Annotated in this window: 19 protein-coding genes; 7 read left to right on the forward strand and 12 right to left on the reverse strand. The window is 74.2% G+C overall.

Annotation, left to right across the window (positions count from 1 at the left end; translation table 11 throughout):
• Positions 1 to 3 precede the first annotated feature (3 nt).
• The gene (locus EAD96_RS25275) at positions 4 to 1,677 is read right to left on the reverse strand and encodes a hypothetical protein (protein ID WP_120568717.1); all 1,674 of its coding nucleotides are present in this window, start codon (positions 1,675 to 1,677) and stop codon (positions 4 to 6) included.
• Positions 1,678 to 1,722: 45 nt separating this feature from the next.
• Between EAD96_RS25275 and mptB (EAD96_RS25280) the strand changes: the two genes are divergently transcribed.
• Positions 1,723 to 3,126, forward strand: coding sequence for a polyprenol phosphomannose-dependent alpha 1,6 mannosyltransferase MptB (gene mptB, locus EAD96_RS25280; protein ID WP_199733294.1), 1,404 nt, complete (start codon positions 1,723 to 1,725; stop codon positions 3,124 to 3,126).
• Positions 3,127 to 3,137: 11 nt separating this feature from the next.
• Positions 3,138 to 4,625, forward strand: a complete 1,488-nt coding sequence (gene mptB, locus EAD96_RS25285; RefSeq protein WP_121686028.1) for a polyprenol phosphomannose-dependent alpha 1,6 mannosyltransferase MptB — start codon at positions 3,138 to 3,140, stop codon at positions 4,623 to 4,625.
• Between the two features lie 57 nt (positions 4,626 to 4,682).
• On the opposite strand, the gene glnA is transcribed toward mptB (EAD96_RS25285), so the two are convergent.
• Entirely contained in the window at positions 4,683 to 6,107 is a 1,425-nt protein-coding gene (gene glnA / locus EAD96_RS25290; protein WP_013287749.1) for a type I glutamate--ammonia ligase, read from the reverse strand.
• 129 nt (positions 6,108 to 6,236) lie between these two features.
• Between glnA and EAD96_RS25295 the strand changes: the two genes are divergently transcribed.
• On the forward strand, positions 6,237 to 6,692 hold the full coding sequence (locus EAD96_RS25295; protein WP_120568719.1) for an RDD family protein: 456 nt from the start codon (positions 6,237 to 6,239) through the stop codon (positions 6,690 to 6,692).
• A 62-nt stretch (positions 6,693 to 6,754) separates the two neighbouring features.
• On the opposite strand, the gene EAD96_RS25300 is transcribed toward EAD96_RS25295, so the two are convergent.
• A complete protein-coding gene (locus EAD96_RS25300) occupies positions 6,755 to 7,444 on the reverse strand; it encodes a DUF4191 domain-containing protein (RefSeq protein ID WP_120568720.1) in 690 nt (229 codons plus the stop codon).
• Between the two features lie 215 nt (positions 7,445 to 7,659).
• On the opposite strand from EAD96_RS25300, the gene EAD96_RS31255 reads away from it, so the two are divergent.
• Positions 7,660 to 7,830, forward strand: coding sequence for a hypothetical protein (locus EAD96_RS31255; protein WP_162959008.1), 171 nt, complete (start codon positions 7,660 to 7,662; stop codon positions 7,828 to 7,830).
• Positions 7,827 to 11,015, forward strand: a complete 3,189-nt coding sequence (locus EAD96_RS25305) for an AAA family ATPase (RefSeq protein WP_233586170.1) — start codon at positions 7,827 to 7,829, stop codon at positions 11,013 to 11,015. Before EAD96_RS31255 ends, EAD96_RS25305 begins: the two co-directional genes overlap by 4 nt.
• Positions 11,016 to 11,030: 15 nt before the next feature.
• On the opposite strand, the gene EAD96_RS25310 is transcribed toward EAD96_RS25305, so the two are convergent.
• A complete protein-coding gene (locus EAD96_RS25310) occupies positions 11,031 to 12,773 on the reverse strand; it encodes a DUF423 domain-containing protein (RefSeq protein ID WP_233586171.1) in 1,743 nt (580 codons plus the stop codon).
• A gap of 60 nt (positions 12,774 to 12,833) precedes the next feature.
• Complete coding sequence (gene lipA / locus EAD96_RS25315) at positions 12,834 to 13,880, reverse strand: lipoyl synthase (protein ID WP_120568722.1); 1,047 nt, start codon at positions 13,878 to 13,880, stop codon at positions 12,834 to 12,836.
• Positions 13,881 to 14,236: 356 nt separating this feature from the next.
• Here lipA and aspS point away from each other — a divergent pair, with 356 nt between their 5' ends.
• The gene (gene aspS, locus EAD96_RS25320) at positions 14,237 to 15,523 is read left to right on the forward strand and encodes an aspartate--tRNA(Asn) ligase (protein ID WP_121686039.1); all 1,287 of its coding nucleotides are present in this window, start codon (positions 14,237 to 14,239) and stop codon (positions 15,521 to 15,523) included.
• A 644-nt stretch (positions 15,524 to 16,167) separates the two neighbouring features.
• On the opposite strand, the gene EAD96_RS25330 is transcribed toward aspS, so the two are convergent.
• The 3 genes from EAD96_RS25330 to EAD96_RS25340 all read right to left on the reverse strand — a co-directional run bounded on the left by EAD96_RS25330 (position 16,168) and on the right by EAD96_RS25340 (position 19,089).
• Positions 16,168 to 16,560 carry a VOC family protein gene (locus EAD96_RS25330; protein ID WP_121686030.1) on the reverse strand — a complete coding sequence of 131 codons (393 nt, stop codon included), beginning with the start codon at positions 16,558 to 16,560 and terminating at the stop codon, positions 16,168 to 16,170.
• Positions 16,561 to 16,565: 5 nt separating this feature from the next.
• Positions 16,566 to 17,207: a lipoyl(octanoyl) transferase LipB gene (lipB, locus tag EAD96_RS25335; protein WP_043329324.1), complete on the reverse strand. Its 642-nt coding sequence runs from the start codon at positions 17,205 to 17,207 to the stop codon at positions 16,566 to 16,568.
• A 70-nt stretch (positions 17,208 to 17,277) separates the two neighbouring features.
• Positions 17,278 to 19,089, reverse strand: a complete 1,812-nt coding sequence (locus EAD96_RS25340; protein WP_199733295.1) for a DUF2079 domain-containing protein — start codon at positions 19,087 to 19,089, stop codon at positions 17,278 to 17,280.
• A gap of 173 nt (positions 19,090 to 19,262) precedes the next feature.
• On the opposite strand from EAD96_RS25340, the gene EAD96_RS25345 reads away from it, so the two are divergent.
• Positions 19,263 to 20,504 (forward strand): PHB depolymerase family esterase, encoded by a 1,242-nt coding sequence (locus EAD96_RS25345; RefSeq protein WP_121686032.1) that lies wholly within the window; start codon positions 19,263 to 19,265, stop codon positions 20,502 to 20,504.
• Between the two features lie 24 nt (positions 20,505 to 20,528).
• Here the strand turns inward: EAD96_RS25345 and EAD96_RS25350 are convergent, their stop codons facing one another.
• The 4 genes from EAD96_RS25350 to EAD96_RS25365 form a co-directional block, all read right to left on the reverse strand.
• A complete protein-coding gene (locus EAD96_RS25350) occupies positions 20,529 to 21,428 on the reverse strand; it encodes a TIGR01777 family oxidoreductase (RefSeq protein ID WP_121686033.1) in 900 nt (299 codons plus the stop codon).
• 92 nt (positions 21,429 to 21,520) lie between these two features.
• Positions 21,521 to 21,943: a type II toxin-antitoxin system VapC family toxin gene (locus EAD96_RS25355; RefSeq protein ID WP_121686034.1), complete on the reverse strand. Its 423-nt coding sequence runs from the start codon at positions 21,941 to 21,943 to the stop codon at positions 21,521 to 21,523.
• The gene (locus EAD96_RS25360) at positions 21,933 to 22,202 is read right to left on the reverse strand and encodes a type II toxin-antitoxin system Phd/YefM family antitoxin (protein WP_120568727.1); all 270 of its coding nucleotides are present in this window, start codon (positions 22,200 to 22,202) and stop codon (positions 21,933 to 21,935) included. Before EAD96_RS25360 ends, EAD96_RS25355 begins: the two co-directional genes overlap by 11 nt.
• Positions 22,203 to 22,274: 72 nt before the next feature.
• Entirely contained in the window at positions 22,275 to 23,285 is a 1,011-nt protein-coding gene (locus EAD96_RS25365) for an aldo/keto reductase (RefSeq protein WP_121686040.1), read from the reverse strand.

Below are 23,285 nucleotides of genomic sequence, written 5' to 3' on the forward strand. Positions count from 1 at the left end.
GGGTCAGCTTTTGAGGGTGTAGGTGCCGGCTCGGGGGACCGTCACTGTGGTCCACTTGCCGTCTCGGATGACCTCGGCGCCGCCGTCGACGGTCAGCCAGCGGTCGTGGCGTACCCGGATCGGGATCGGACCGGCGGCGGGGGTGCGGAACGTGATCGAGGCGCCGTCCTGGCGGACCAGCTCACCCGGCGCGCCGACGAGCGGGGTGGGCTCGGCGACCGCGTACAGCTTCCAGTGCCGGTCCGACCAGACCTCGGTCAGGTACGGCTGGCCCGTCTCCACCAGCTTCGCCTCCGACGACCCCACCCAGGAGAACTCGGCATCGGGCACGGCCACGTACTGCACCGCGTTGTCGGCCAGCCAGTCCCGGTAGGTGATCGGGGTCAGCGGGACGCCGGTGCCGTCCGCGCCGGGCACAGTGGTGAAGAACAGTGCGTTGCGGTCGATGTCGGCCTGCCGCAGCCAGCCCCGGGCCAGCGGTACGTCCCCCATGTGGGCCGCCTCCCAGTAGTTGCGGGTCGGCGGCACCTCCACCCGCCCGGTGAGCCCGCGCCGGGCCAGCTCCGCACGCAGCGGCGCGAAGTACGCCGGGTCGGCCGTCGGGTCGTCGGCGCTGCGCAGGTCGGCGGTGACCACCGGCGGCTGCCACCAGCAGACCACCGCGAGCAGAGCGGCCAGCCCGACTGCGCCGGCCACCCGGGAGCGCCGGCCGGCGGCGCGGAGCCGATCGGCGAGCGGGGCGGGAAGCGTCGCGGCGGCGGCCAGCACCGGCAGCGCGAACATCACGACCAGGCGGGTCGCGTTCAGCCCGACCGGGGTGTGCAGCAGCGCCGACGCGAGCACCCCGGCCGCGGACAGCAGCGCGCCCACCCGCACCGGCCGGTACGCCACGAGCGCCGCCACCACCAGACTCGTCACCACGGCGTGCACGGTGTCGGCCGTGCTGATGTTCATCCAGCCGCCCTCGCCGAACAGCAGCCCGGTCACGGCGAGCGGCGCGGCGGCCGGTACGGCGAGCAGCAGGCCGTCGGCGTACCGGCGGGTCAGCAGCAGCGCGACGCCGGCGAGCCCGACGAACAGCCCGGCCACCGGGCTGGCCGCCGAGGCGAGCAGCGCGGCGGCACCGGCGGCGACGGCCGCCCAGACACTCCGGCCACCACCGGCAGCGCCGGGACCGTCCGGCCCGGCACCGGCAAGGCCGGGATCGGCCGGCTCGCCAGCGGCATCAGCGGCGGCGAGGCGGGTGCGGCGGGCGGGGACGGTGAGCGCGAGCAGCGCGGCCAGGCCGAACGCGACGCCGAGGGCGTAGGTGACCCGGCCGGAGACCAGGTTGCCGGCGATCGTGACCACGCCCACCAGGCTGCCGAGCAGCGGGCGGGGCACCCGGATCCGCACCAGCAGGGCGGCGAACGCGGTGGCGGAGGCGAGCAGGGCGAGCGCGCCGGTGACGCGTACCCCGAGCAGCGCCATCAGCGGCGGCGAGACGAGGCTGTAGCCCCACGGGTGCACACCGCCGTACCAGCGCAGGTCGACCAGGGCGGCCCCGTGCTCGGCGAAGAAGCCGGCGCGGGCGACCTGCGCGGACAGGTCCGAGCCGGTGGCCGGCAGGGTGAGGTGGAGCGCGGCGAGGACGAGCGCAGACACGGCGGAGACCGCCACCACCCGACCGCCCCGCATGCCCACCTCCTGATCGCGAACCACCGTACTGGCAGCATGTCCGGCGTGCCTCACCACCTCTCGCGCTGGATCGGCCTGGCGGGTTCGGTGCTGCTCGCCGTGGCCGCGTTCCTCGGTGGCGCCCTGCCCGACGGCGAGTTGCGTCCCACCCCGGTCAGCATCTGGCAGGGCCCGAACGGGCCGCTGATCATCGGGTTGTGGCTGGTCGGCGCCGCGCTGCTGGCGTGGGCGTGGTGGTCGCTGCGGGACCGGGTGCCGTCGTCGGGCTGGGTGCTGGTCACCGTCGCGCTCTGGCTGGCACCGATGCTGGTCGCGCCGCCGCTGGGCAGCCGCGACGTGTACGCGTACGCCTGCCAGGGCGCCAGCTTCTCGGCCGGGATCAACCCCTACGAGCAGGGCGTGTCGGCGCTGCCCTGCCCCTGGCTGGACACCATCTCCTACATCTGGCGGGACACCCCGGCGCCGTACGGGCCGCTGTTCGTGCTGCTCGCCGGTGCGGTGGTGGAGGCCACCGGTTCGCTGCTCGCCGCCGTCGCGCTGTTCCGGGTGCTCGCCGTGGCCGGGGTGGCGCTCACCGCGTGGGCGCTGCCGGTGCTGGCCCGCCGGTGCGGGGTGCCGCCGCGGCGGGCGCTCTGGCTGGCGCTGGCGAGCCCGCTGGTGCCCGTGCACCTGGTCTCCGGCGCGCACAACGACGCGCTGATGATCGGCTTACTGGTCGCCGGGCTGGCGGTGGTGGCGGCCCGTCCGGGCCGGCCCGGACCGCTGCTCGCCGGTGGGGTGCTGCTCGGACTCGCCGCCGCCGTCAAGGTCACCGCGCTGGTCGTGATGCCGTTCGCCGCGCTGGCCGCGATCGTCGGGGCGTACCGGATCAGGACGCTCGTGCGCGACGGCGGGTGGGTGGTCGGCGGCTCGCTCGCGGCGCTCGCCGCGGTGACGGTCGCCTCCGGCCTGGGGCTGGGGTTCGTCAGCGGGCTGGAACAGGGCGGGCTGGTGGTGGCCTGGACCTCGCCGCCGACGGCGGTCGGGCAGACCGTCGGCTACCTGCTGGCGCCGTTCGGCGTGCACGTCGACGCGCTGCCGGTGACCCGGGCGATCGGCATGGTCGTGCTGATCGCGGTGCTGATCTGGCTCTGGTTCCGGTCGTTCCGTCGCGGTGAGCCGTTCTGGCACGCCGGGCTGGCGCTGACCGCCACCGTCGCGCTCTCCCCGCTGTTCCACCCCTGGTACTGGCTGTGGCCGCTGGCGGTGCTCGCCGCCACCGCACGCCGCACGCTCTGGTTCTCGATCGTCACAGTGGTGTCGTCGTTCCTCGTGCTGGCCGACGGCACCGGGCTGGCCCGGTACTCCAAGATGCCCGGTGCGCCGCTGATGACCCTGTTCGTGATCGGGCTGGTCGTGTGGTTGGTACGGTCGGCTCGCAAGGGCCGGCAGCCGGTTCCCGTGGACTGAGGAGTGTGCCGGTGAGCGAGCCCGACGGACCCGTCCGGCCGATCGCCGCCGGTCTCGCCCGCTACGCCGGCCTCGCCGGGGCCGTGCTGCTCACCGTCGGCGGGTGGCTCGGCGGCGCGCTACCAGGCACGCCCCCGCGCGGCTCGCTCGCCGCGATCTGGCACGCACCGAACGGGCCGGCGGCGCTCGCCTGCTGGCTGGCCGGGACGCTGCTGCTGGTGGGCGCCTGGTGGTCGCTGCGGTGGGGCGCCCCGTCCGGCCGGTGGGCGTACCTGACCGCCGGGCTCTGGTCGCTGCCGATGCTCGCCGCGCCGCCGATCGGCAGCCGCGACGTCTACTCGTACGCCTGCCAGGGCTGGACGTGGACGCAGGGGCTCAGCCCGTACCGGGTGGGGGTCGCGGCGGCCGGCTGTCCGTGGACCGACTCGGTGTCGCCGATCTGGCGGGACACCCCGGCGCCGTACGGGCCGTTCTTCGTCCTGCTGGCCGGGCTCGCCGTCCTCGCCGGTGGCGGCCTGATCGGGACGGTCGTGGCGCTGCGGCTGGTCGCGGTGGCCGGTGTGCTGCTGACCGCGCTCTGCCTGCCCGGCCTGGCCCGTGCCGCCGGGGTGCCCACCCGGCGGGCCGCCTGGCTGGTGCTCGCGTGCCCGCTGGTCGGGATCCACCTGGTGGCGGGCGCGCACAACGACGCGCTCGCGCTCGGGCTGCTCCTGCTCGGCCTGCTGGTGCTGGTCCGCCTGCCGGGCAAGCCGCGCGCGCTGCTGGTGGCCGGTGTGCTGCTGGGCCTTGCCGTGGCGGTGAAGGCGGTCGCGGTGGTGGCGCTGCCGTTCGCGGCGCTCGCCGCGGTGCTCGGCCGCTACACCTGGCGGGCGCTGCTGCGCGACGGCGGGCAGCTGGCCGCGTCGGTGCTCGGCACGCTGCTCGTCGTGTCGCTCGCCACCGGCCTCGGGCTGGGCTGGGTGGGAGGGCTCGGCCACAGCGGCGACTCGCAGCAGTGGACCTCCCCGCCCACCGCCGTCGGGTTCGTGATCGACTACGCCGGTGAGCTGGCCGGGCTACGGCCGCAGGCGGTGCCGGTGGTCCGGGCGGCCGCGCTGGTGCTGCTGGCCGCGACGCTGGTGGCGCTCTGGTGGCAGGCGTGGACGCGGCTGCGGCGGCTCAACGACGCCCGGCAGCGGGTGGCCCGGCTGACGCTGGCCCGCCCGCGGGTGGCGCTGCTCGGCGCGGGGCTGGCGCTCGCCGCCACGGTGCTGCTCGCCCCGGTCTTCCACCCCTGGTACGCGATCTGGCCGCTGACGCTGCTCGCGGTCGCGGCGGTGCCGCTGGCCCGGCAGGTCTGGTTCGTGGCGCCCTGCGCGGTGGCCTCGGCGCTCACCCTGCCGGACGGATCCAACCTGGCCCGGTTCAGCAAGGCGCCGGGCGCGGTGCTGATGACGGTGCTGGTGGTGGTCGTCGCGGTGGGCGGCGTCCGGGCCGCGCTGCGCCGCCGTACCGCGTAAACGGCCGGGCCGGCTCCGCCATCGCGAAGCCGGCCCGGCCGGTGCTGACGTACGTGCTCAGCAGTCGAAGTACATCGCGAACTCGTGCGGGGTCGGGCGCAGACGCACCGGGTCGACCTCGTTGGCCCGCTTCCAGTCGACCCAGGTGGAGATCAGGTCCGGCGTGAACACTCCGCCGTCGAGCAGGTAGTCGTGGTCGGCCTCGAGCGCGTTGAGCACCTCCGGCAGCGAACCGGGCACCTGCTTGACGTCGCCCCACTCCTCCGGCGGGAGGTCGTAGAGGTCCTTGTCGATCGGCGCCGGCGGCTCGATCTTGTTCTTGATGCCGTCCAGGCCGGCCATCATCATGGCCGAGAACGCCAGGTACGGGTTGCTCGACGGGTCCGGCACCCGGAACTCGACGCGCTTGGCCTTCGGGTTGCTGCCGGTCACCGGGATGCGGGTGCAGGCCGAGCGGTTGCGCTGGGAGTAGACCAGGTTCACCGGCGCCTCGAAGCCCGGCACCAGACGACGGTAGGAGTTCACCGTCGGGTTGGTGAAGGCCAGCAGCGACGGGGCGTGGTGCAGGAGGCCGCCGATGTACCAGCGGGCGGTGTCGGACAGGCCGGCGTAGCCGGTCTCGTCGTAGAACAGCGGCTCGCCGCCGCGCCAGAGGCTCTGGTGGGTGTGCATGCCGGAGCCGTTGTCACCGAACAGCGGCTTGGGCATGAACGTCGCGGTCTTGCCGGCGGCCCAGGTCTCGTTCTTGACGATGTACTTGAACAGCTGGAGCTGGTCGGCGGCGTGCAGCAGCGTGGAGAACTTGTAGTTGATCTCCGACTGGCCCGCGGTGCCGACCTCGTGGTGCGAACGCTCGACGGTGAAGCCGCCGTCGACGAGGCGCCGCACGATCCGGTCGCGCAGGTCGGCGTAGTGGTCCACCGGCGGCACCGGGAAGTAGCCGCCCTTGTACGCGGTCTTGTAACCCCGGTTGCCGCCCTCCTCGATCCGGCCGCTGTTCCAGGCGCCCTCGATCGAGTCGATGTAGTAGAACGACTGGTGCGCGGAGGTCTCGTGGCGGATGGAGTCGAAGATGTAGAACTCCGCCTCCGCCCCGAAGTAGGCGGTGTCGGCGATGCCGCTGGCGGCGAGGTACGCCTCGGCCTTCTTCGCCACGTTGCGCGGGTCGCGGGAGTACGCCTCGCGGGTGAACGGGTCGTGGATGAAGAAGTTCAGCGCGAGCGTCTTCTGGGCCCGGAACGGGTCGATGAAGGCGGTGGCGACGTCCGGCAGCAGGAGCATGTCGGACTCGTGGATGGCCTGGAAGCCGCGGATCGAGGATCCGTCGAAGGCGAGGCCGTCGGTGAAGACGCTGTCGTCGAACGACTCGACCGGCAGGTTGAAGTGCTGCATCACGCCGGGCAGGTCACAGAAACGTACGTCGACGAACTTCACGTCCTCGTTGGCGAGGTATCGCAGGAGTTCCTCGGAATTGGCGAACACACGTCCTCCTGGCAGGTCCACTCCGGTAGCTGGCTACTGGCGACGCTATGGCCGGGGGGTTGCCCGGCCGTGTCTCGTCTGTTTCCGCCGTGTTACGTCGCTTGCGGAGCGTCATCCCGGCACGCTCTGATGCTGAATGTCGTATTTTTCGTCAGGGGTCGCGGCGGCGCTACCCTGGCCGCTGTGACCGATACCGCCGCCACACCGGTGCCGCCCGCCACCGACCCCGCCTTCACCCCGCCCAGCCTCGGCCGCCGCTTCGGCGCCCTGATCATCGACTGGGTGCTGTGCCTGATGGTCGCCCGGGCCTTCTCCGACCCGGTCCGCGACGGCTGGCCGCCGGTCCTGGTGCTGATCCTGGAGTACGGCTTCTTCATCGGCCTGTTCGCCCAGACCCCCGGCATGTTCCTGACCCGGCTGCGCTGCGTGTCCTGGGCCGACGGCGGCCGGATCGGGCTGCTCCGGGGCCTGCTGCGCGGCCTCCTGCTGGCCCTCGTGGTGCCGGCCCTGCTCATGGACGAGCACCGGCGGGGCCTGCACGACCGGCTCTCCGGGTCGGTCGTCACCGACGCCCCGCGCCGCTGACCCGCACGACGAAGGAGCCGGCCCCGCACGGGGACCGGCTCCTTCTTCGCGTACGCCGGAGGTCAGCGACCCCGGGTCTGCCGGAACGCGCCGCGCGCCGGCCGCATGTTCTTCGGGATCGCGCCCTTGGGCATCTGCGGCCGCGCGGTGAGCGCCTTGAGCCGCTTGTCGAGCGCGTTGACGTCCTTCGGGGACAGGGCGCGGGGCAGCCGCATCAGCGTCATCCGCAGCTTGCGGACCGGCAGCTCACCCTCGCCCTGCCCGATCACGTAGTCGTGCAGCGGGGCGGTGCCGATCACCTTCGCCAGGCGGCGCTTCTCCTGGCCGAGCAGGCCGCGTACGCGCTGCGGGTTGCCCTCGGCCAGCAGGATCACGCCCTGCCGGCCCACCACCAGGTGCACCATGTCCATCTGGGTGGTGGAGCTGACCGCCGGGGTGACCCGCCAGTCGCCGCGCATGCTCTCCATGATCTGCGCCGCCGCGCCCGGCTGCCCCTCGGCGGCGTTCATCATCGCCTTGTTGGAGCGCAGGTTGAGCACGATCAGCACGGCCAGCAGGGCGAGCAGGATGCCGATCGGCAGCCAGAGCCAGCCCCAGGCGATCACCGCGACCACGGTGAGCGCGAGCGGGATCAGCACCGCCGCCGCGGTCAGCGGCGCGAACCACTTGTCCTGCTTGGCGGTGAACCGGAACACCATCCCGATCTGCTTCAGCCGCTGGCCGAACGAGACCTTCTCCTGGGGCTTTGCCATACCGCAGAGTCTAGTGGTCGGCGCACATCACGTTGATCCGTGGCCGCCTCTTCCGCCGAGGGCTGAGTACCTTACCGCCGCGCCGGCCCGAACCGGCCCGCCGGTAAGGAGGCCGGGCGGGCGAAGATCAGGCGGCGTACCCATGCCCCGGGGGCACCTTCGCGCGGAGAGTCGATCTCGACAGGGAGCGACACCGCACGACAAGGGAGATCGAGATGTTCGGCAACGACGCGGACTTCATCCTCAGCATCCACCGCAGCCACGCCTCCGAGTTGCAGGCCGACGCCGCACAGGACCGGCTCGCCCGGTCGCTGCCACGGCGGCACCCGCGCGGCTGGCTCAGCCGCCGGCAGCACAACGCCCGCACCACCGACGCCCGCCGGTGACCGCACCGGCGGCCGTCGCCGGACTCGCCGGTGCGGCCGGTGCCGCAGGCGGGTTCGCCGGTCCGGCCGTCCCCGGGATCGTGGGCGCGGCCGGTGCCGCAGGGCAGTTCGCCGGTCCGGCCGTCCCCGGGATCGTGGGCGCGGCCAGTGCCGCAGGGGAGTTCGCCGGTCCGGCCGTCACGGGGGCGGCCGGACCGGCGGCGACGCGCGGCCCGATCGGCCCGGTCGGGCCGTCGGGGGCGCGTGGCATGCTCGACGGCGTGACCGTACGCGCCGCCAGCACCGTCCTCGTCGGCCGCCGGACCGAGCTGACCGCGCTCGGCGACGCGCTGGCCCGGTCGAGGTCCGGCGAGCCGGCGACGGTGCTCGTCGGCGGCGAGGCGGGTGTCGGCAAGACCCGGCTGCTGGAGGAGTTCGGCACGCAGGTGGACGCCGCCGGCGCACGGCTGCTCGTCGGCCAGTGCCTGGAGCTGGGCGAGGCCGGCCTGCCGTTCGCCCCGTTCGCCGCCGCGCTGCGCGACGTGCTGCGCCACGACGGGCCGGCCGCCTTCGCCGGCTACGAGGCGGAGTTCGCCCGGCTGCTGCCGGAACTCGCCCGGATGCCCGCAGGCGTCGCCGCGCCCGCCGGGCCGGCGCTCGCCGACACCCCGCGCGGCTACCTGTTCGACTTGGTCGCCGACCTGTTCCGGCGGATCGCCGAGGAACGCCCGCTGGTGCTGGTGATCGAGGACCTGCACTGGGCCGACCGGTCCACCCGGGATCTCATCGGCTTCCTGGTGCGGGCCGCCCGCGCCACCCGCCTGCTGGTGGTCTGCACGTACCGCACCGACGAGCTGCACCGCGGGCACCCGCTGCGGCCGTTCCTCGCCGAGCTGGACCGGGTCCGCGGCGTGGACCGGATCGAGCTGGGCCGTCTCGACCGCGACGGCACCGCCGCCGTGCTGGCCGACCTGCTCGGCACCGAGCAGTACGCCCGGACCGTCGACGACGTGCACGAACGCACCCAGGGCAATCCGTTCTTCATCGAGGAGCTGGCCGCCGCCGGCGGCCCGGTCGGCTGCGCGGCCATCCCGGAGACGCTGCGCGACCTGCTGCTGGCCCGCGTCGACCGGCTGCCCGAGCCGGCCCAGCGGGTGCTGCGGATCGCCGCCGCCGGAGGCACCCGCTTCGCCCACCAACTGCTCGCCGAGGTGGCCGGCCTGCCCGAGGCCGAACTGGAGGACGCGCTGCGCGCCGCCGTCGCCGGGCAGCTTGTGGTGGCCGACCCGGACGGCGACTACGAGTTCCGGCACGCGCTGGTCCGCGAGGCCGTGCACGACGACCTGCTGCCCGGCGAGCACGCGCGGCTGCACGCCCGGTACGCCGCCGCGATCGAGGCCCAACCCCACCTGGTCGCCGCCGGTCGCGCTCCGGCCGAGATCGCCCACCACTGGTACGCCGCGCACGACCACCCGCGCGCGCTCACCGCCGCCCTGGTCGCCGCCGAGGCGGCGGCCGAACGGTACGCGTACGCGGAGCAGAGCCGCCTGCTGGAGCGCGTCCTCGAACTGTGGGAGCAGGTGCCCGACGCCGCCGACCGGCTCGGCATGGACCACCTGCGGGTGCTGGAGGACACGCTCACCGCCGCGGTCACCGCCGGTGACCTCAGCCGCGCGCTCACGCTCACCCGGGCCGCGCTCGCCGAGGTCGACCCCGGCGCCGAGCCGCTGCGCGCCGCCCGCCTGCTCGACCATCGCGGCCGGCTGTTCGCGCTGCTCGGCAAGAGCGACGGCGCGGCCGAGCTGCGCGAGGCGTACCGGCTGGCGGCCGGCGCCCCCGACGGTCCGGAACGGTTCGCCGTGCTGGCCGACATCGCGTCGCACCTGATGAAGGTCGACCCGCGCGAGGCCGCCTCGGTCGCCGCCGAAGCCGCGGCCGGCGCGTCCGAGGTCGGCACCGACCTGGTGCTGCTGCCCACCCGGATCGCCCTGCTGCACCGCCTCGACGGCACCCCGGAGCGCGGGCTGGCCGAGCTGCGCGGGGTCGAGGCGCGGGCCCGTGCCGCCGGTGACTCGTGGGCCCTGGTCAGTGCGCTGGTGTTCATCTCCGACGTGCTCTACGAACTGGGCCGCTACGACGAGTCCGAACAGGCAGCCGCGGCCGGGGTGAGCGAGGCGCGCCGGGTCGGCATCAGCCGCTCGATCGGGGCGTACCTGCTGTCGAACCGGGCCGAGGCGCTGATCGCGCTGGGCCGCTGGGACGAGGCGGACGCCACCTGCGCCGAGGCGGCCCGGATCGACCCGCCCGGCGTGTCCGGGCTGCACTGGCTGCAACTGCGCGCCGGGCTCCACCTGGCCCGCGCCCATCCCGGCGCCGACGAGGTCGTCGGGCGGGCGCTGGCGTTCCTCAGCCGGCCCTACCTCTGGCCGAACCACCGGCTGCCGCTGCACGAGCTGCGCGTGGAGGCCGCGCTCGCCGCCGACGACAAGCTGGAGGCGGTACGCGCGGCGCGCGCCGCCCTGGCCGACGCGCACCTGGCCGACCTGCCGCGGGAGGGCTGGCCGCTGCTCAACGCGCTGGCGCGTACCGCCGCCGTGAGCGGGGACGCGACGCTCGCCGCCGAGGTGTCGGCGGTGGCCGCCGCGCTGCCCGCCCGGCACCCGGCCGAGCACGCCCACGCGGCCCACGTCACCGCCGTCCTGACCGGGCTCGGCCCCGCCGCTCCCGCCGAGGCGCTCGCCGCGTGGCGGGAGGCCGTGGCGGCGTGGCGGGCGGCCGGGCAGCCGTACCCGCTGGGCCGGGCGCTGCTCGGGCTGGCCGAGGCGGCCGCGGCGGCGGGCGAGCGGGACGAGGTCGCCGCCGCGGTACGGGAGACGGCCGAGCTGGCCGCCCGGCTGGGCGCCATCCCGCTGGGCGAGCAGGCGGCGACGCTGGCCCGCCGGGTGGGGCTGCGGGGCACCGGGCGACCCGGGCCGGACCTGCTGACCAGCCGGGAGCAGGAGGTGTTGCGGCTGGTCGCCGAGGGGCACAGCAACAGCCGGATCGCCGAGCGGCTGTTCATCTCGCCGAAGACGGCGAGTGTGCACGTGTCCCGGATCATCGCCAAGCTCGACGTGACCAACCGGGTCGAGGCCGCCGCGCTGGCCCACCGCCTCGGCCTGCTCGACGCTTCGCCACCCGCCCCGGCACAGCGCCGCGTCCGGTAGCGCGCCGCGTCCGCGTCAGCGGCGGGGCAGGTAGATCCGCCAGCCGGCGACGGTGACGACGTCGAGCGCGCCCGGTTCGGGGCCGAGGCGCGCGTCCAGCCGGGCGGCCAGCGGCGAGCCGGGCTGCGCCACCCACGCCGCGCCCGGGTCGGCCGCCACCTCCCGCCGGTACGCGGGCAACCGGTCGAAACCCGGGGTCAGGTCGTCGTCGACCACAGCACAGACCACGTTCTCGCCGGTGGCGTAGGTGAGCCGGTTGCACGTCCAGTAGCCGCCGCGGACGTTCCGGACGTCGAGCGCGCCGAGCGTGTCCACCAGCGACCGGTGCCGGTCCGCCTCGGCGTGCACGTCGGGCGCCGCCCGGATGACGTCCACTGTGGCCGACGCGCCGGTGCCGAGTACACCCGCGAGCACTGCCACCGCCCCGACGCCCGCCGCCCGGGCCTTCGGCCCGGCCGTCCGCCCGCCGGTCGCCTTGATCGACTCCACCTCGGGGAGACGGCGGTATGCACCCTCCTCCGATGCAGCCACCTCGGCGAGCTGGCGTTGGGTGAGCGGGTCGGATGCCGCCACCTCGGCGAGCCGGCGCGGCCTGGCGAGCGGGCGGGCGGCCTGCCACAGTGGCCAGAGCAGGGCGGGCACGGCGACCGCCAGGCACGACAGGTAACGACTGCTCTCGATCGGCGTCTGCCCGGCCGCGTTGCTCACCGCGTACGCGGCCAGCACGCCCGCCGCGCCGCCGAGCAGCGCCAGCCGCACCCCGGCCGACACCCGCACCGCCGAACCCGGACGGCCGGAAGCGCGGCGCAGGGTGTGCCACGCGGTGAGCGCGGCGAGCACCAGCAGCACCGGGAACGCGACGGCCCACCAGAGCTGCCAGGTGGCACACCGGCCGGGTGAGCAGAAGCCCATCGCCAGCGGTGGCCCGAGGACCAGCGCGCCGTGCAGCCGGTCCGCCCAGTCCGCAGCAGTGCCGGAGCCACCCGCGGCCAGCACCGCGGTCACCGGGTTGCGACCGTGCCGGATGCTGTCCACCAGCATCGGGGCCGCGCCCAGCAGCAGCGCGCCGGCCAGCACCAGCCCGGCCAGGCCGGCCAGTTCCCGCCGGCGCCGCGCCACGAGCAGCACGCCGAGCGTCAGCACGTACGGCAGGATCAGCGGGTCCACCCAGAGCAGCACCCCGGAGATCAGTCCCCACGCCGCCCAGCGGGGCAGCCGCGCGCCCGGCCCGCTCACGCAGAGCCCGACCGTGAGCAGCGCCAGCGCCGCACCGGCCGGGTTCAGCTCCGGATAGCCGCCACCGGCGATGAGCTGGTTCTTCACCACCCGGTCCGCGCCGAGCGCCAGCACGGCGACGACGAGCAGGGCGTACCAGCGGTCACCGCCGAGCCGCCGGGTCAGCCGCCAGGACAGCAGCAGGAACAACGCGTACAACGCGAGCGTGGGCAGCCGCAGCACGAGCACCGACGGCCCGGCGAGCGCGACCAGCGGCGCGGCCAGGTACGCCTCCAGCGTGCCCATGTACGCCTGGCCGTAGAACCAGACCGGGAAGCCCTCACCGCGGGCGATGTGCAGGGCGGCCAGCCCCATCGTCGCCTCGTCGCTGTTGGTGGGCGGCACGTCGGCGAACAGCAGCGCCAGCCGGTAGCCCACCCCGGCGAACCCGACGAGCAGGGCGAGTAGCGTCGGCAACGGCAGCCGCCGGGGCGTACGAGGGCGCACGGCTTCGCGTGGCTCCTCGCGTACCCCGGCGGTCATGCCTGTGATCATGGCATCCGGCGGGCGGCCGGCGGCGGGTGACGCGGTGGTCGGCCGGCCTCAGCCGGCGACGGTGACTTCCCGGCGGGCGTCGAGCGCCTGCTGGTAGAGACGGCCCGCACGGTACGACGAGCGGACCAGCGGGCCGCTCATCACGCCCGCGAAGCCAATCTCCTCGGCCTCCTCGCGCAGCTCGACGAACTCCTCCGGCTTGACCCAGCGGGTCACCGGGTGGTGCCGGGGGGAGGGACGCAGGTACTGCGTGATGGTGATCAGCTCGCAGCCCGCCTCGTGCAGGTCGCGCAGCGCCTGGGACACCTCGGCGCGCTCCTCGCCCATGCCGAGGATCAGGTTGCTCTTGGTGACCAGGCCGTCGGCCCGCGCCTGGCGGATCACGTCCAGCGAACGCTCGTAGCGGAACGCCGGGCGGATCCGCTTGAAGATGCGCGGCACGGTCTCCACGTTGTGGGCCAGCACCTCGGGCCGCGAGCCGAAGACCTCGGCGAGCTGCTCGGGCACGGCGTTGAAGTCGGGGATGAGCAGCTCGACGCCGCAGCCGGACTGAAGCGCGTGGATCTGCCGGACCGTCTCGGCGTAGAGCCACGCCCCGCCGTCGGGCAGGTCGTCGCGGGCGACACCGGTGATGGTCGCGTAGCGCAGGCCCATCGCGGCGACCGACTCGGCGACGCGCCGCGGCTCGTCGGCGTCGAACTCGGCCGGCTTGCCGGTGTCGATCTGACAGAAGTCGCAGCGCCGGGTGCACTGGTCACCACCGATGAGGAAGGTGGCCTCCCGGTCCTCCCAGCACTCGTAGATGTTGGGGCAGCCGGCCTCCTGGCACACGGTGTGCAGCCCTTCGCGCGAGACGAGCCCGCGCAACTGGGTGTACTCCGGGCCCATCTTGGCCTTGACCTTGATCCACGGCGGCTTGCGCTCGATCGGCGTCTCGGCGTTGCGCGCCTCGATCCGCAGCATCCGCCGCCCCTCCGGGGCGACAGTCGCGGTGCGCGCTGGCTGCTCAGTCGTCGGCGCGGATTGCTCGATCGTCACAAAACCGAGCGTACGCCGGTCGGCGCCGGTCGATGAACGGCGGGCGACGGCCGTCACGCCGGAATCGCTGTGACACCGGACACCAGGGGCGAAAAAACCCGGTCACAGCGTGGCGCGGGTGGTGCTAGCGTGCCGGGCAGAGCTGTGACGGAGCCGAGTAACGGACCGATCCGCCAGTCGAGAGAGCCGCCGGTTGCTGCGAGGCGGTCTGGCGCCGGCCCGTGAAGACCCTCCCGAGCTGCGGGAAGAACGGCGCCGTGCGCCCAGTAGAGCCCGCCCGGCCGGCCCCGGTGAAAAGGCGACGAACGAGGCCCCCGCCACGGCGGGGGCGAAGGTGTGGTGGCACCGCGAGGTTCCCGCTCGCCCACACCTCCCTGGGGATCGCGTTGCGATTGGTCAAGGAGGTAGTCGTCGTGCAACGCATCCTGTCCGCAGAACTCCCCGCCCATGTGGGCGCCACCGTGCGACTCGCCGGCTGGGTCCACCGCCGCCGGCTGCTCAAGTCGGTGGCCTTCCTGATCCTCCGCGACGCCGCCGGGCTCGCCCAGGTGGTGGTCGCCGCGCCCGCCGTGCGCGAGCAGGTCGAGGCGCTCACCGAGGAGACGGTCGTCGAGGTGGTCGGCACCGTGGTCGCGAACCCCACCGCGCCCGCCGGGGTCGAGGTCGTCGAGCCGACGGTACGTCCGCTCGGGCCGCCCGCCGTCCCGCCCCCGTTCGACCTGTACCGGCCGGTGCTCACCGCCACCCTGCCCACCCAGCTCGACAACGCGCCGACCGCGCTGCGGCACCCGAGCCGGTCCGCCGCGCTGCGGATCTCGGCGGCGGCCGTGTCCGGCTTCCGGGCCACGCTCGACGGGCAGGGCTTCGTCGAGGTGCACACGCCGAAGGTGGTCGCCTCGTCCACCGAGAGCGGGGCGAACGTGTTCGCGCTGGACTGGTTCGGGCGGCCCGCCTACCTGGCCCAGTCGCCGCAGTTCTACAAGCAGCTCATGGTCGGTGTCTTCGAGCGGGTCTACGAGGTGGGGCCGGTGTTCCGCGCCGAGCCGCACGACACGGTGCGCCACCTGGCCCAGTACACGTCGCTCGACGTCGAGCTGGGTTTCGTGACCGACCACCGGGACGTGATGGCGGTGCTGCGCGGCACCCTGGCCGGGATGATGGCGACAGTCGTCGAGCGGGCCGCCGGCGCGCTGGCCACGCTCGGCGTGACGGCGCCGGAGGTGCCGGCGGAGATCCCGGCGGTGCACTTCACCGACGCGCTGAAGATCGCCGGAGCGCCGGCCGACGAACCCGACCTGGCCCCGGCGCACGAGCGGGCGCTGGGGGAGTGGGCACTCCGTGAGCACGGCAGCGACTTCCTCTTCGTCACCGGCTATCCGATGGCGAAGCGCCCGTTCTACACCCATCCGGACCCGGCCCGGCCCGCGTACTCGAACGGTTTCGACCTGCTGTTCCGGGGCGTGGAGCTGGTGACCGGCGGGCAGCGGCTGCACCGGCACGCCGACTACCTGGCTGCCCTGGCGGCGCGCGGCGAGCCGGTCGAGCCGTACGCCGGGTACGTGGACGCGTTCCGGCACGGCATGCCGCCGCACGGCGGTTTCGCGATCGGGCTGGAGCGGTTCGTCGCGCGGCTCACCGGCGCGGCGAACGTCCGCGAGGTGACCGCCTTCCCGCGCGACCTGCACCGCCTCACGCCCTGACGGCTGCGGGCCGGCACGGCTTGCGCCGTGCCGGCCCGCGGCGGCGGGTTCCGCTCGGCCGGTCCGGGTCCGGGTCCGGGTCCGGGTCCCGGGCCCCCGCCCGGTCCCGGTGGCGAGGCGCGGGCTCGCCGGAACAGTCGGTCGAGCCGCCGGCCTCCGCAACCGGCTCGGATCGGTCGCAGAGGGTGATGAAAGGTCGCGCGGGCTCGCGGTCACGCTCGGTGATGGGGCATCCGGAGTCGTCGAGATGCCCTTTGCGGCGGCGAATCGCGCTGAGCAGGGGTTATGGCGAGTCACCCGCGAGCGGGAGGGAATGGCCTCTGCGCACTTTGCTCTGCAGCCACGGGCGCACCGATCGACCGGGAGTGACCGTTGCGGATCCGGCTGCAGAGCAAAGTCGGCGAGAGGTCACATGCCGCAGGCGCGCGCCCCGTTACTTACCGTTACCGATGGCGAGGTGGCCCTGGGCGGGCGGCGACCCGGGACTGGTCGGCCACCGCACCGAGCGATGCGCGGCGGCCGGGGGCAGGACCACGCGGACGGGCCAGGCCGGGAGGTCAGGCGGGGCGGCGCGAGCGCGGCGAGCCGAAAGGCAAAGGGCGAGGGGCGAGGGGCGGGGGGTGGGGAGGGGAAAGCGGGAGCGGTCAGGCCGGGCCGAGCAGGTCCCAGGGGTTGCCGGCGATGTCGCGGAAGACCGCGACCCGGCCGTACGGCTCGGTGCGGGGCGGGCGGACGAACTCGACGCCCGCGTCGACCATCCGCCGATACACCGCCTCGAAGTCGTCGACCTGGAGGAAGAAGCCCACCCGCCCGTGGGTCTGGTCGCCCACGGCACCGGATTGGTGTTCGCCGTCGGCGCGGGCCAGCAGCAGGCCGGTGCCGCCGCCCGGTGGGCGTACCACCACCCAGCGCTTGGGCCGGCCGTCGTTGGTCAGCGACGGGCTGTCCTGCGCCAGCTCGAACCCGAGCACCTCGGTGAAGAACGCGATGGCCGGGTCGTACTCGGCCACGACGAGCGTGACCAGGTCGAGCCGCACGGGGCTCAGACCTGCGTCAGCGTCGGCAGGTGCCGCTCGACCACGGGCAGCACGTCGGCGACGGTGATCGGCCGGCCCAGCTCGGCGGTCAGCGAGGTGACCCCGGCGTCACGGATGCCGCAGGGCACGATCCGGTCGAAGAAGCCCAGGTCGCAGTCGCAGTTGACGGAGAAGCCGTGCAGCGTGACGCCGCGGGCCACCCGGATGCCGATGGCGGCCACCTTGCGGGCCGGGCCCCGGTCGTCCTCCGGCACCCACACGCCGCTGCGCCCCTCGACCCGGCCGGCGGCCAGCCCGAACTCGGCGCAGACGTCGATCAGCAGCTGCTCGGTGCGCCGGACGTACGCGACCACGTCGACCGGGTCGGGCAGCCGGACGATCGGGTAGCCGACGAGCTGCCCCGGACCGTGCCAGGTGATCTTGCCGCCGCGGTCCACGTCCACCACCGGGGTGCCGTCCATCGGCCGGTCCCACGGTTCGGTGCGCTTGCCGGCGGTGTAGACGCTGGGGTGCTCCAGCAGCAGCACGGTGTCGCCCTGCTCGCCGGCCACCACCGCCTCGTGCAGCCGGCGCTGCTCGTCCCAGGCGGCCTGGTAGTCGAGCAGGCCGGCGCGGACGGCGGTCAGCCCGGAAGTCGTCACGCTCACCCGTCCAGCCTAGTCCCGCCCTCCGGGAACCGGACCCGTGAGCCTCGTCGCCATCGCGTCGCGGCGACGGTCACTCCGGCACCCGCCACAGCCAGACGTCCTCCACCCGCTCGGGCGGGCCGAGCAGCGCGGTGGCGGTGCGCCGCAGCGCCTCTTCGTCGACGTCGAACTTGGCGCCGTGCACCCGGTCCGGCAGCACCACCGCCTGCACCCCCCAGTAGCGCAGGTCCGCCCGGGACTCGCGGATGCTGCCGTCGGTGATGATCGGCACCAGCCCGGTCCGGCCGGCCTGGTCCATCAGCGAGTCGAAGGTGCGCGGCACCGGGCCGATCCGGCCCCGGCCCTCCGGGCCGCCCGGCCCGAGGAAGAACCCGGAGGGGATCCGGAACTCGCCCTGCCGGTTCGCCAGCGCGTACGCCTGCCAGCGCTGCCCGTCCGGGTAGACGTCAACGGTCAGCGGCAGCGGGGTCAGCACCCCGTCGGGCGGGACGTAGCGCTGCCAGGCGCCACTGGTGATGAACTGCGGAATCGGCTCGCGGACGCTGGTGAGCAGCGGCGTCGGCACGAGCGGCAGCAGCGCGGCGACGAAGCCGAGCGTCCAGGCGAGCCCGCTCACCCGGTGTCGTGGCGGCCGGGCCCGCAGCGTGTCGATCGCGTACGCCAGCAGCAGGCCGATGACCGGCGCGACGACGAGGGCCAGCCGGGACGGCAGCGCCGCGTTGATCACCGGCAGGTTGTCCAGCACCCCGAACGGCAGCGTCTGGTCGAAGCGGCGGCCGTTCCACTTCACCGTCGGCCCCCACGACAGCACCGCGAAGACCACGGCGGTCACCCCGAGCGCCGCGAGCGTGGCCCGGAACGCCCGGTCCGCGCGCCACCACAGCAGCGCGAAGCAGGCGACCGCGAGCAGGAGCAGCGGTACGCCGAAGAACGAGTTCTCCTCCGTCGGGTTGGGAGCCAGCGAGGTGCCCCACCCGGCCCAGCCGGCCAGCGACCGGCGCGGGTACGACCCGTACGCTGCGATGTCCTCGGAGTGGATCAGCGGGTCGAACCCGGTGCCGTGGAACCGTTGCGGTCCGAGGAAATGCAGCCAGAGCGGGTACGCCAGCAGCGCCCCGGCGACGAGCGCTGTCACGCCCAGCCCGGCCGCCATCCGGGGCAGCGCAGCACGCACCTCGGACCGGCGGGCCGGGTGCAGCGCCCACACCGCGAGGAACACGCCGAGCGCCAGTGCGGTGAAGAAGAGCCCTTCGGCGGCGATCGAGAACGCGACGGCGACCAGCAGGCCGAGCACGATCCCGCCGGTGACCGCCCGCCCGGGACGCCGCAGCCGGAACACGCCCCAGATCAGCAGCGGCACCAGCCAGCCGGCGGTCCAGTTCAGGTGCGCGTTGGCGTGCGACACCATCGCCGGGCAGAAGGCGATGAACAGCGCGCCCACACCGGCGGCCAGCCGGCTGCCGACCAGGTGCCGGCTGAGCAGCCAGTACCAGGCGACAGCCGTCGCGGCGAGGTTGAGCGTGAGGATCACCAGGAACGTCGCGGGCGGCCCGATCAGGTACGTCAGCGGCGCGAAGACCGCCGCGTACACGGTGATCGAGGTGTTCACCGCGAGGTTCACCCCGTCCGGGACGTTGATCAACGTGGTGAACAGCGGGTTCTGCCCGTGTGTCAGCGCGTGCCCGCCGAACGCCAGCAGCCACTCGAACAGCGCCTGGTCGCTGGAGTTGACGGTGATCGCTCGGCTGTTGGGATCCCGCCACAGGCCACTCGTCACCCAGAGGGCCAGGGCCAGCGCGGCGAGCGTGACCAGCAGGTCGGCGCGCCGGTCGCGGACGCGTGTCGGCGCCGGGCCGGCGGCCGGGAACGGGGAGGAGGGCACGCAGCGGACGTTACCAACCGGACCTGGGCAGACCGCCCGGACACGGAACTCGCCGCACACTTCGGTGGTCGTGAATGTGTGAGTGGCGGCCATTCCGGTGTGACGAAACGCGGCCGTAACGTCGCGGCAACCCGGAGGTGACTCAGTTCACATTCCACGATCGGGAGGTCCCCGTGCCCCGCTCCTCATCCCTCATCGCCCGCGTCGCCGGGGCGGCGGCCGGGGTCGTGCTGGCCGCGGCCACCGCGCTGGTCGCCGCCCTCCCCGCCCAGGCCGCCTCGCTGACCCAGGTCACCGGGTTCGGCTCCAACCCCGGCAACCTGGCCATGTACGCGTACCGCCCGGACGGCCTGCCCGCCGGTGCGCCCGCCGTGGTGCTGCTGCACGGCTGCGTGCAGAACGCCTCCACGTACGTCGCCAACTCCGGCTGGCAGAAGTACGCCGACCAGTGGAAGTTCACGCTCATCGCGCCGCAGCAGCCCAGCGGCAACAACGCCAACTCCTGCTTCAACTGGTTCGAGACCGGTGACACCGCACGCGGACAGGGCGAGGCGCTGTCGATCAAGCAGATGGTCGACTACGCCAAGAGCACCTACGGCACCGACGGCGCCCGCGTCTACGTCAGCGGCCTCTCCGCCGGCGGGGCGATGAGCGCGGCCATGCTCGCCGCCTACCCGGACGTCTTCGCCGGCGGCTCGATCGTCGCCGGCATCCCGTACCGCTGCGCCACCAGCACCGTCACCGCGTTCAGCTGCATGAACCCGGGCGTGGACAAGACCCCGGCGCAGTGGGGCGACCTGGTCCGCGGCGCGTACCCCGGCTACTCCGGCAAGCGCCCCCGCGTGGCGATCTGGCACGGCACCAGCGACACCACTGTGGCGACCGCGAACGCCGCCGAGTCGCGGGACCAGTGGACGAACGTGCTGGGCGTGTCGACCACCCCGACCAGCACGTCCACGCTGCCGGCCGGCACCAACCTGGAGGTCTACGGCAGCGACCAGGTCCGCCTCTACCGGGTCTCCGGGATGGGCCACGGCACCCCCGTCGACCCGGGTACGGGCGCGGACCAGTGTGGCACCGCCGGGGCGTACTTCCTGGACACCATCTGTTCGACGTACCGGGACGCGGTCTTCTTCGGGCTCGGCGGTGGCGGCGCCTCGCCGAGCCCGACCCCGACGGCGACCGCGTCGCCCAGGCCGACCGCCTCGCCCACGCCCACCGCCTCGCCCAGCCCGACCAGTGCGCCGGTCTGCGTCACCGCCAGCAACTACGCGCACGTGGTGGCCGGCCGGGCCTACCAGTCCGGCGGGTACGCCTACGCGCTCGGCAGCGGGCAGCGGATGGGCCTCTACAACACCTTCTACACGAGCACGCTGAAGCAGACCGGGCCCGCGTACTGGGTGATCGGCTGCTGATCCGCCGCGTCGCGCCGCCCTCGCTCAGCCGGTGAGGGCGGCGCGCAGCGCGCCCGGCAGGTCCGGGTGCGCCCAGGCGAAACCGGCCTTGTCCAGCACACCGGGCAGCACCCGCGTGCTGGTGAGCGCCTCCTGCGCGAAACCGCCGAGCGCGACCTTCAGCGCCAGCGCCGGGATCGGCATGATCGCCGGGCGGTGCAGCTGCCGGGCGAGTTCCCGGGTGAACTCGGCGTTGGTGACCGGTGCCGGGCCGACCACGTTCACCGGGCCGGCCACGTCGTCGCGGGCCAGCAGGAACTTCGCGGCGTCGAGCCAGTCCCGCATCGAGATCCACGGCAGCCACTGGCGGCCGTTGCCCAGCTTGCCGCCGACGCCGAGCCGGAACGGCAGGAGCTGCGGCTTGAGCAGGCTGCCGTCGCGGTGCAGTGGCAGTCCGGTACGCAGGCGCACCACCCGTACGCCGGCGTCCTCGGCCGGGCGGGTCGCGGCCTCCCAGACCCGGCAGACGTCGGCGAGGAACCCCTCACCCGCAGGCGCCTCCTCGGTGACCGCACGGTCGCCGGTGTTGCCGTACCAGCCGACGGCGGAGGAGTTCAGCAGCACCGCGGGCCGGTCGGCGGCGGGCAGGCCGGCGATCGTGATGGCGAGCGTGGTGGTGCTGTCCACCCGGCTCGTCCGGATCACCTTCCGGTACTCGTCGTTCCACCGCTTGTCACCCACCCCGGCGCCGGCCAGGTTCACCACCGCGTCGGCGTCGGCGACGCACTGCGGGTCCAGTTGCGCGGCGGACGGGTTCCACTGCCGTTCGACGGGGGTGCGCGGCGGGCGGCGGACCAGGCGGGTGACCTGGTGGCCGTCCGCGGTGAGGCAGTCGACCAGTCGGGTGCCGAGGAAACCGGACGCGCCGGCCATGAGGATCCGCATGCTCACATCTTCGAGTACGGAGCGCGATTCGGATGCGTTGAGCGAAATCACTCACTCGTCACGCCCGCCGGTTGCGCGTCGACGACGGGCCTTCAGCCGGTCGGCCTGCTGACCGGATGCACGGTGACCAGACCGTCGAGCCCGAGGAAGTCGCCCGGGTTCGTGGTGTAGAGAGGGAGCGCGTTGGCGTGTGCGACGGAGGCGATCATCAGGTCCGCCACCCGGCGGCGCGTTCCTCGTCCGGCGGCGAGCACCGCCGCTGAGACCAGGCCGAAGGCCCGCGCCGCCTCGGCGTCGAACGGAAGCGGCTCGAACGTGGCCTCGACGTGTTGCAGGACGCTCATCCGGCGGGCGCGCTCGTGCGGATCGTCGGTGTGATGGGGACCGGCCGAAAGCTCGGCCAACGTGACCGCGCTGATGACCATCTCGTCGGGTAGTTCCGTCCCGTCGAGGCCACCCAGATGGATGACGATGTTGGTGTCGATCAGACCCCGCACGGGGAGGTCACCAGTCACGGCTGGGCAGATCCTGGTCGATGGCGGCGTCGAGGTCGGACCGGAAGCGGGCCTCGTCCAACCGGGGTGCGCTGGCGAAGGCCGCGAGAACCTCGGCTCGCGGCACGAAGGTGCGGCGCCGGATCGGGATCAACCGCCCGATCGGCGTGCCGTTGCGAGTGATGGTGAAGGACTCTCCGCGCTCCACTCCGCGCATGATGGCACCGGAGTCGTTGCGCAGCTCGCGTTGGGTGATCTCGCGATGAGCGTGCTCGGCCACACCGGCAGCCTACCGCCTGTGTGCTACGAGGTGCTACACGTCTGCGGTGTGGCTGACGGTGCGGCCGGGCGGTCAGGCGTCGGCCGGGGCGGTACGCAGGTCGGCGAGCAGTCGTTCCACCTCGGCGAACGCGTCCTGCGGCAACGGCCCGTACGCCAGCGCGCCGAGGTTCTCCTCGGCCTGCGCGACGGTCCGGCACCCGGGGATGGGCAGGGTGTGCGGGCTGCGGGCGAGCAGCCAGCCGAGCGCGCCCTGGGCGAGGGTGCGGCCGTCGGCGGTCAGCGCCTCGCGGACCCGGGCCACCCGCTGCGCCCACTCGGCGCGCGGTACGCCGCCGGTGAACCAGTCCAGCCACTCCGGGGCCACGCCGCGCACGTCGTCGTCGCCCCGGGCGGCCGGCGCGTCCTGGTACTTCGCGGTGAGCAGGCCCATCGCCAGCGGCCCCCGGTTCAGGGCGGCCAGGTCGAACTCCGCGCACACCGCGAGCATGGCCGCGTTGTCCCGCAGCACCGACTGGTCGTGCTGGACCGCCGCGCAGTGCGGTCCGGCCTCGGCGAAGGCGCGTGCCGAGGCGGGGTCGTCGGTGCTCCAGCCGTACGCCCGGATCTTCCCCTGGGTGACCAGGTCCTCCAGGGTGCCGACGAGGTCCAGCGCCTGCGGTACCGGCAGGCCGCCCAGGTGCAGCTGGTAGAGGTCGACGTGGTCGGTGCCGAGCCGGCGCAGCGAACCCTCCAGGCTGCGCCGGGCGTACTCGGGACTGGCGTCCTCGCCGAGGGCCTGGCGGGTCTCCTCGTCGGTGGGATAGCCGAACTTGGTCGCGATGACCGCGCGGTCCCGGCGGCCGGACAGCGCGCGCCCGAGCACCCGCTCGCTGTGCCCGGCGCCGTAGTTGCTGGACGTGTCGAAAAGCGTCGCGCCCAGGTCGAGGGCCCGGTGGACGGTACGCACCGACTCGTCGTCGTCCACCTCGCCCCAGCCGAGCGGCTGGGTGCCGTCCCAGAGCGGGCCGCCGATCGCCCAGCAGCCCATGCCGATCGCGCTGACCTCGATGCCGCTGCGGCCCAGCCGTCGTGTCGTCGTCAT

Origin of the sequence: Micromonospora sp. BL1 (assembly GCF_003667485.1) — a bacterium.
GTDB lineage: Bacteria > Actinomycetota > Actinomycetes > Mycobacteriales > Micromonosporaceae > Micromonospora > Micromonospora tulbaghiae.

What these genes read in the sequence shown, in the direction of transcription:
- EAD96_RS25295 (WP_120568719.1), top strand. Translation starts at nt 6,237, where the DNA reads ATGCTGAATGTCGTATTTTTCGTCAGGGGTCGCGGCGGCGCTACCCTG.
- EAD96_RS25350 (WP_121686033.1), bottom strand. Translation starts at nt 21,428, where the DNA reads ATGCGGATCCTCATGGCCGGCGCGTCCGGTTTCCTCGGCACCCGACTG.
- EAD96_RS25310 (WP_233586171.1), bottom strand. Translation starts at nt 12,773, where the DNA reads ATGACCGCCGGGGTACGCGAGGAGCCACGCGAAGCCGTGCGCCCTCGT.
- EAD96_RS31255 (WP_162959008.1), top strand. Translation starts at nt 7,660, where the DNA reads ATGTTCGGCAACGACGCGGACTTCATCCTCAGCATCCACCGCAGCCAC.
- EAD96_RS25300 (WP_120568720.1), bottom strand. Translation starts at nt 7,444, where the DNA reads ATGGCAAAGCCCCAGGAGAAGGTCTCGTTCGGCCAGCGGCTGAAGCAG.
- EAD96_RS25365 (WP_121686040.1), bottom strand. Translation starts at nt 23,285, where the DNA reads ATGACGACGACACGACGGCTGGGCCGCAGCGGCATCGAGGTCAGCGCG.
- EAD96_RS25275 (WP_120568717.1), bottom strand. Translation starts at nt 1,677, where the DNA reads ATGCGGGGCGGTCGGGTGGTGGCGGTCTCCGCCGTGTCTGCGCTCGTC.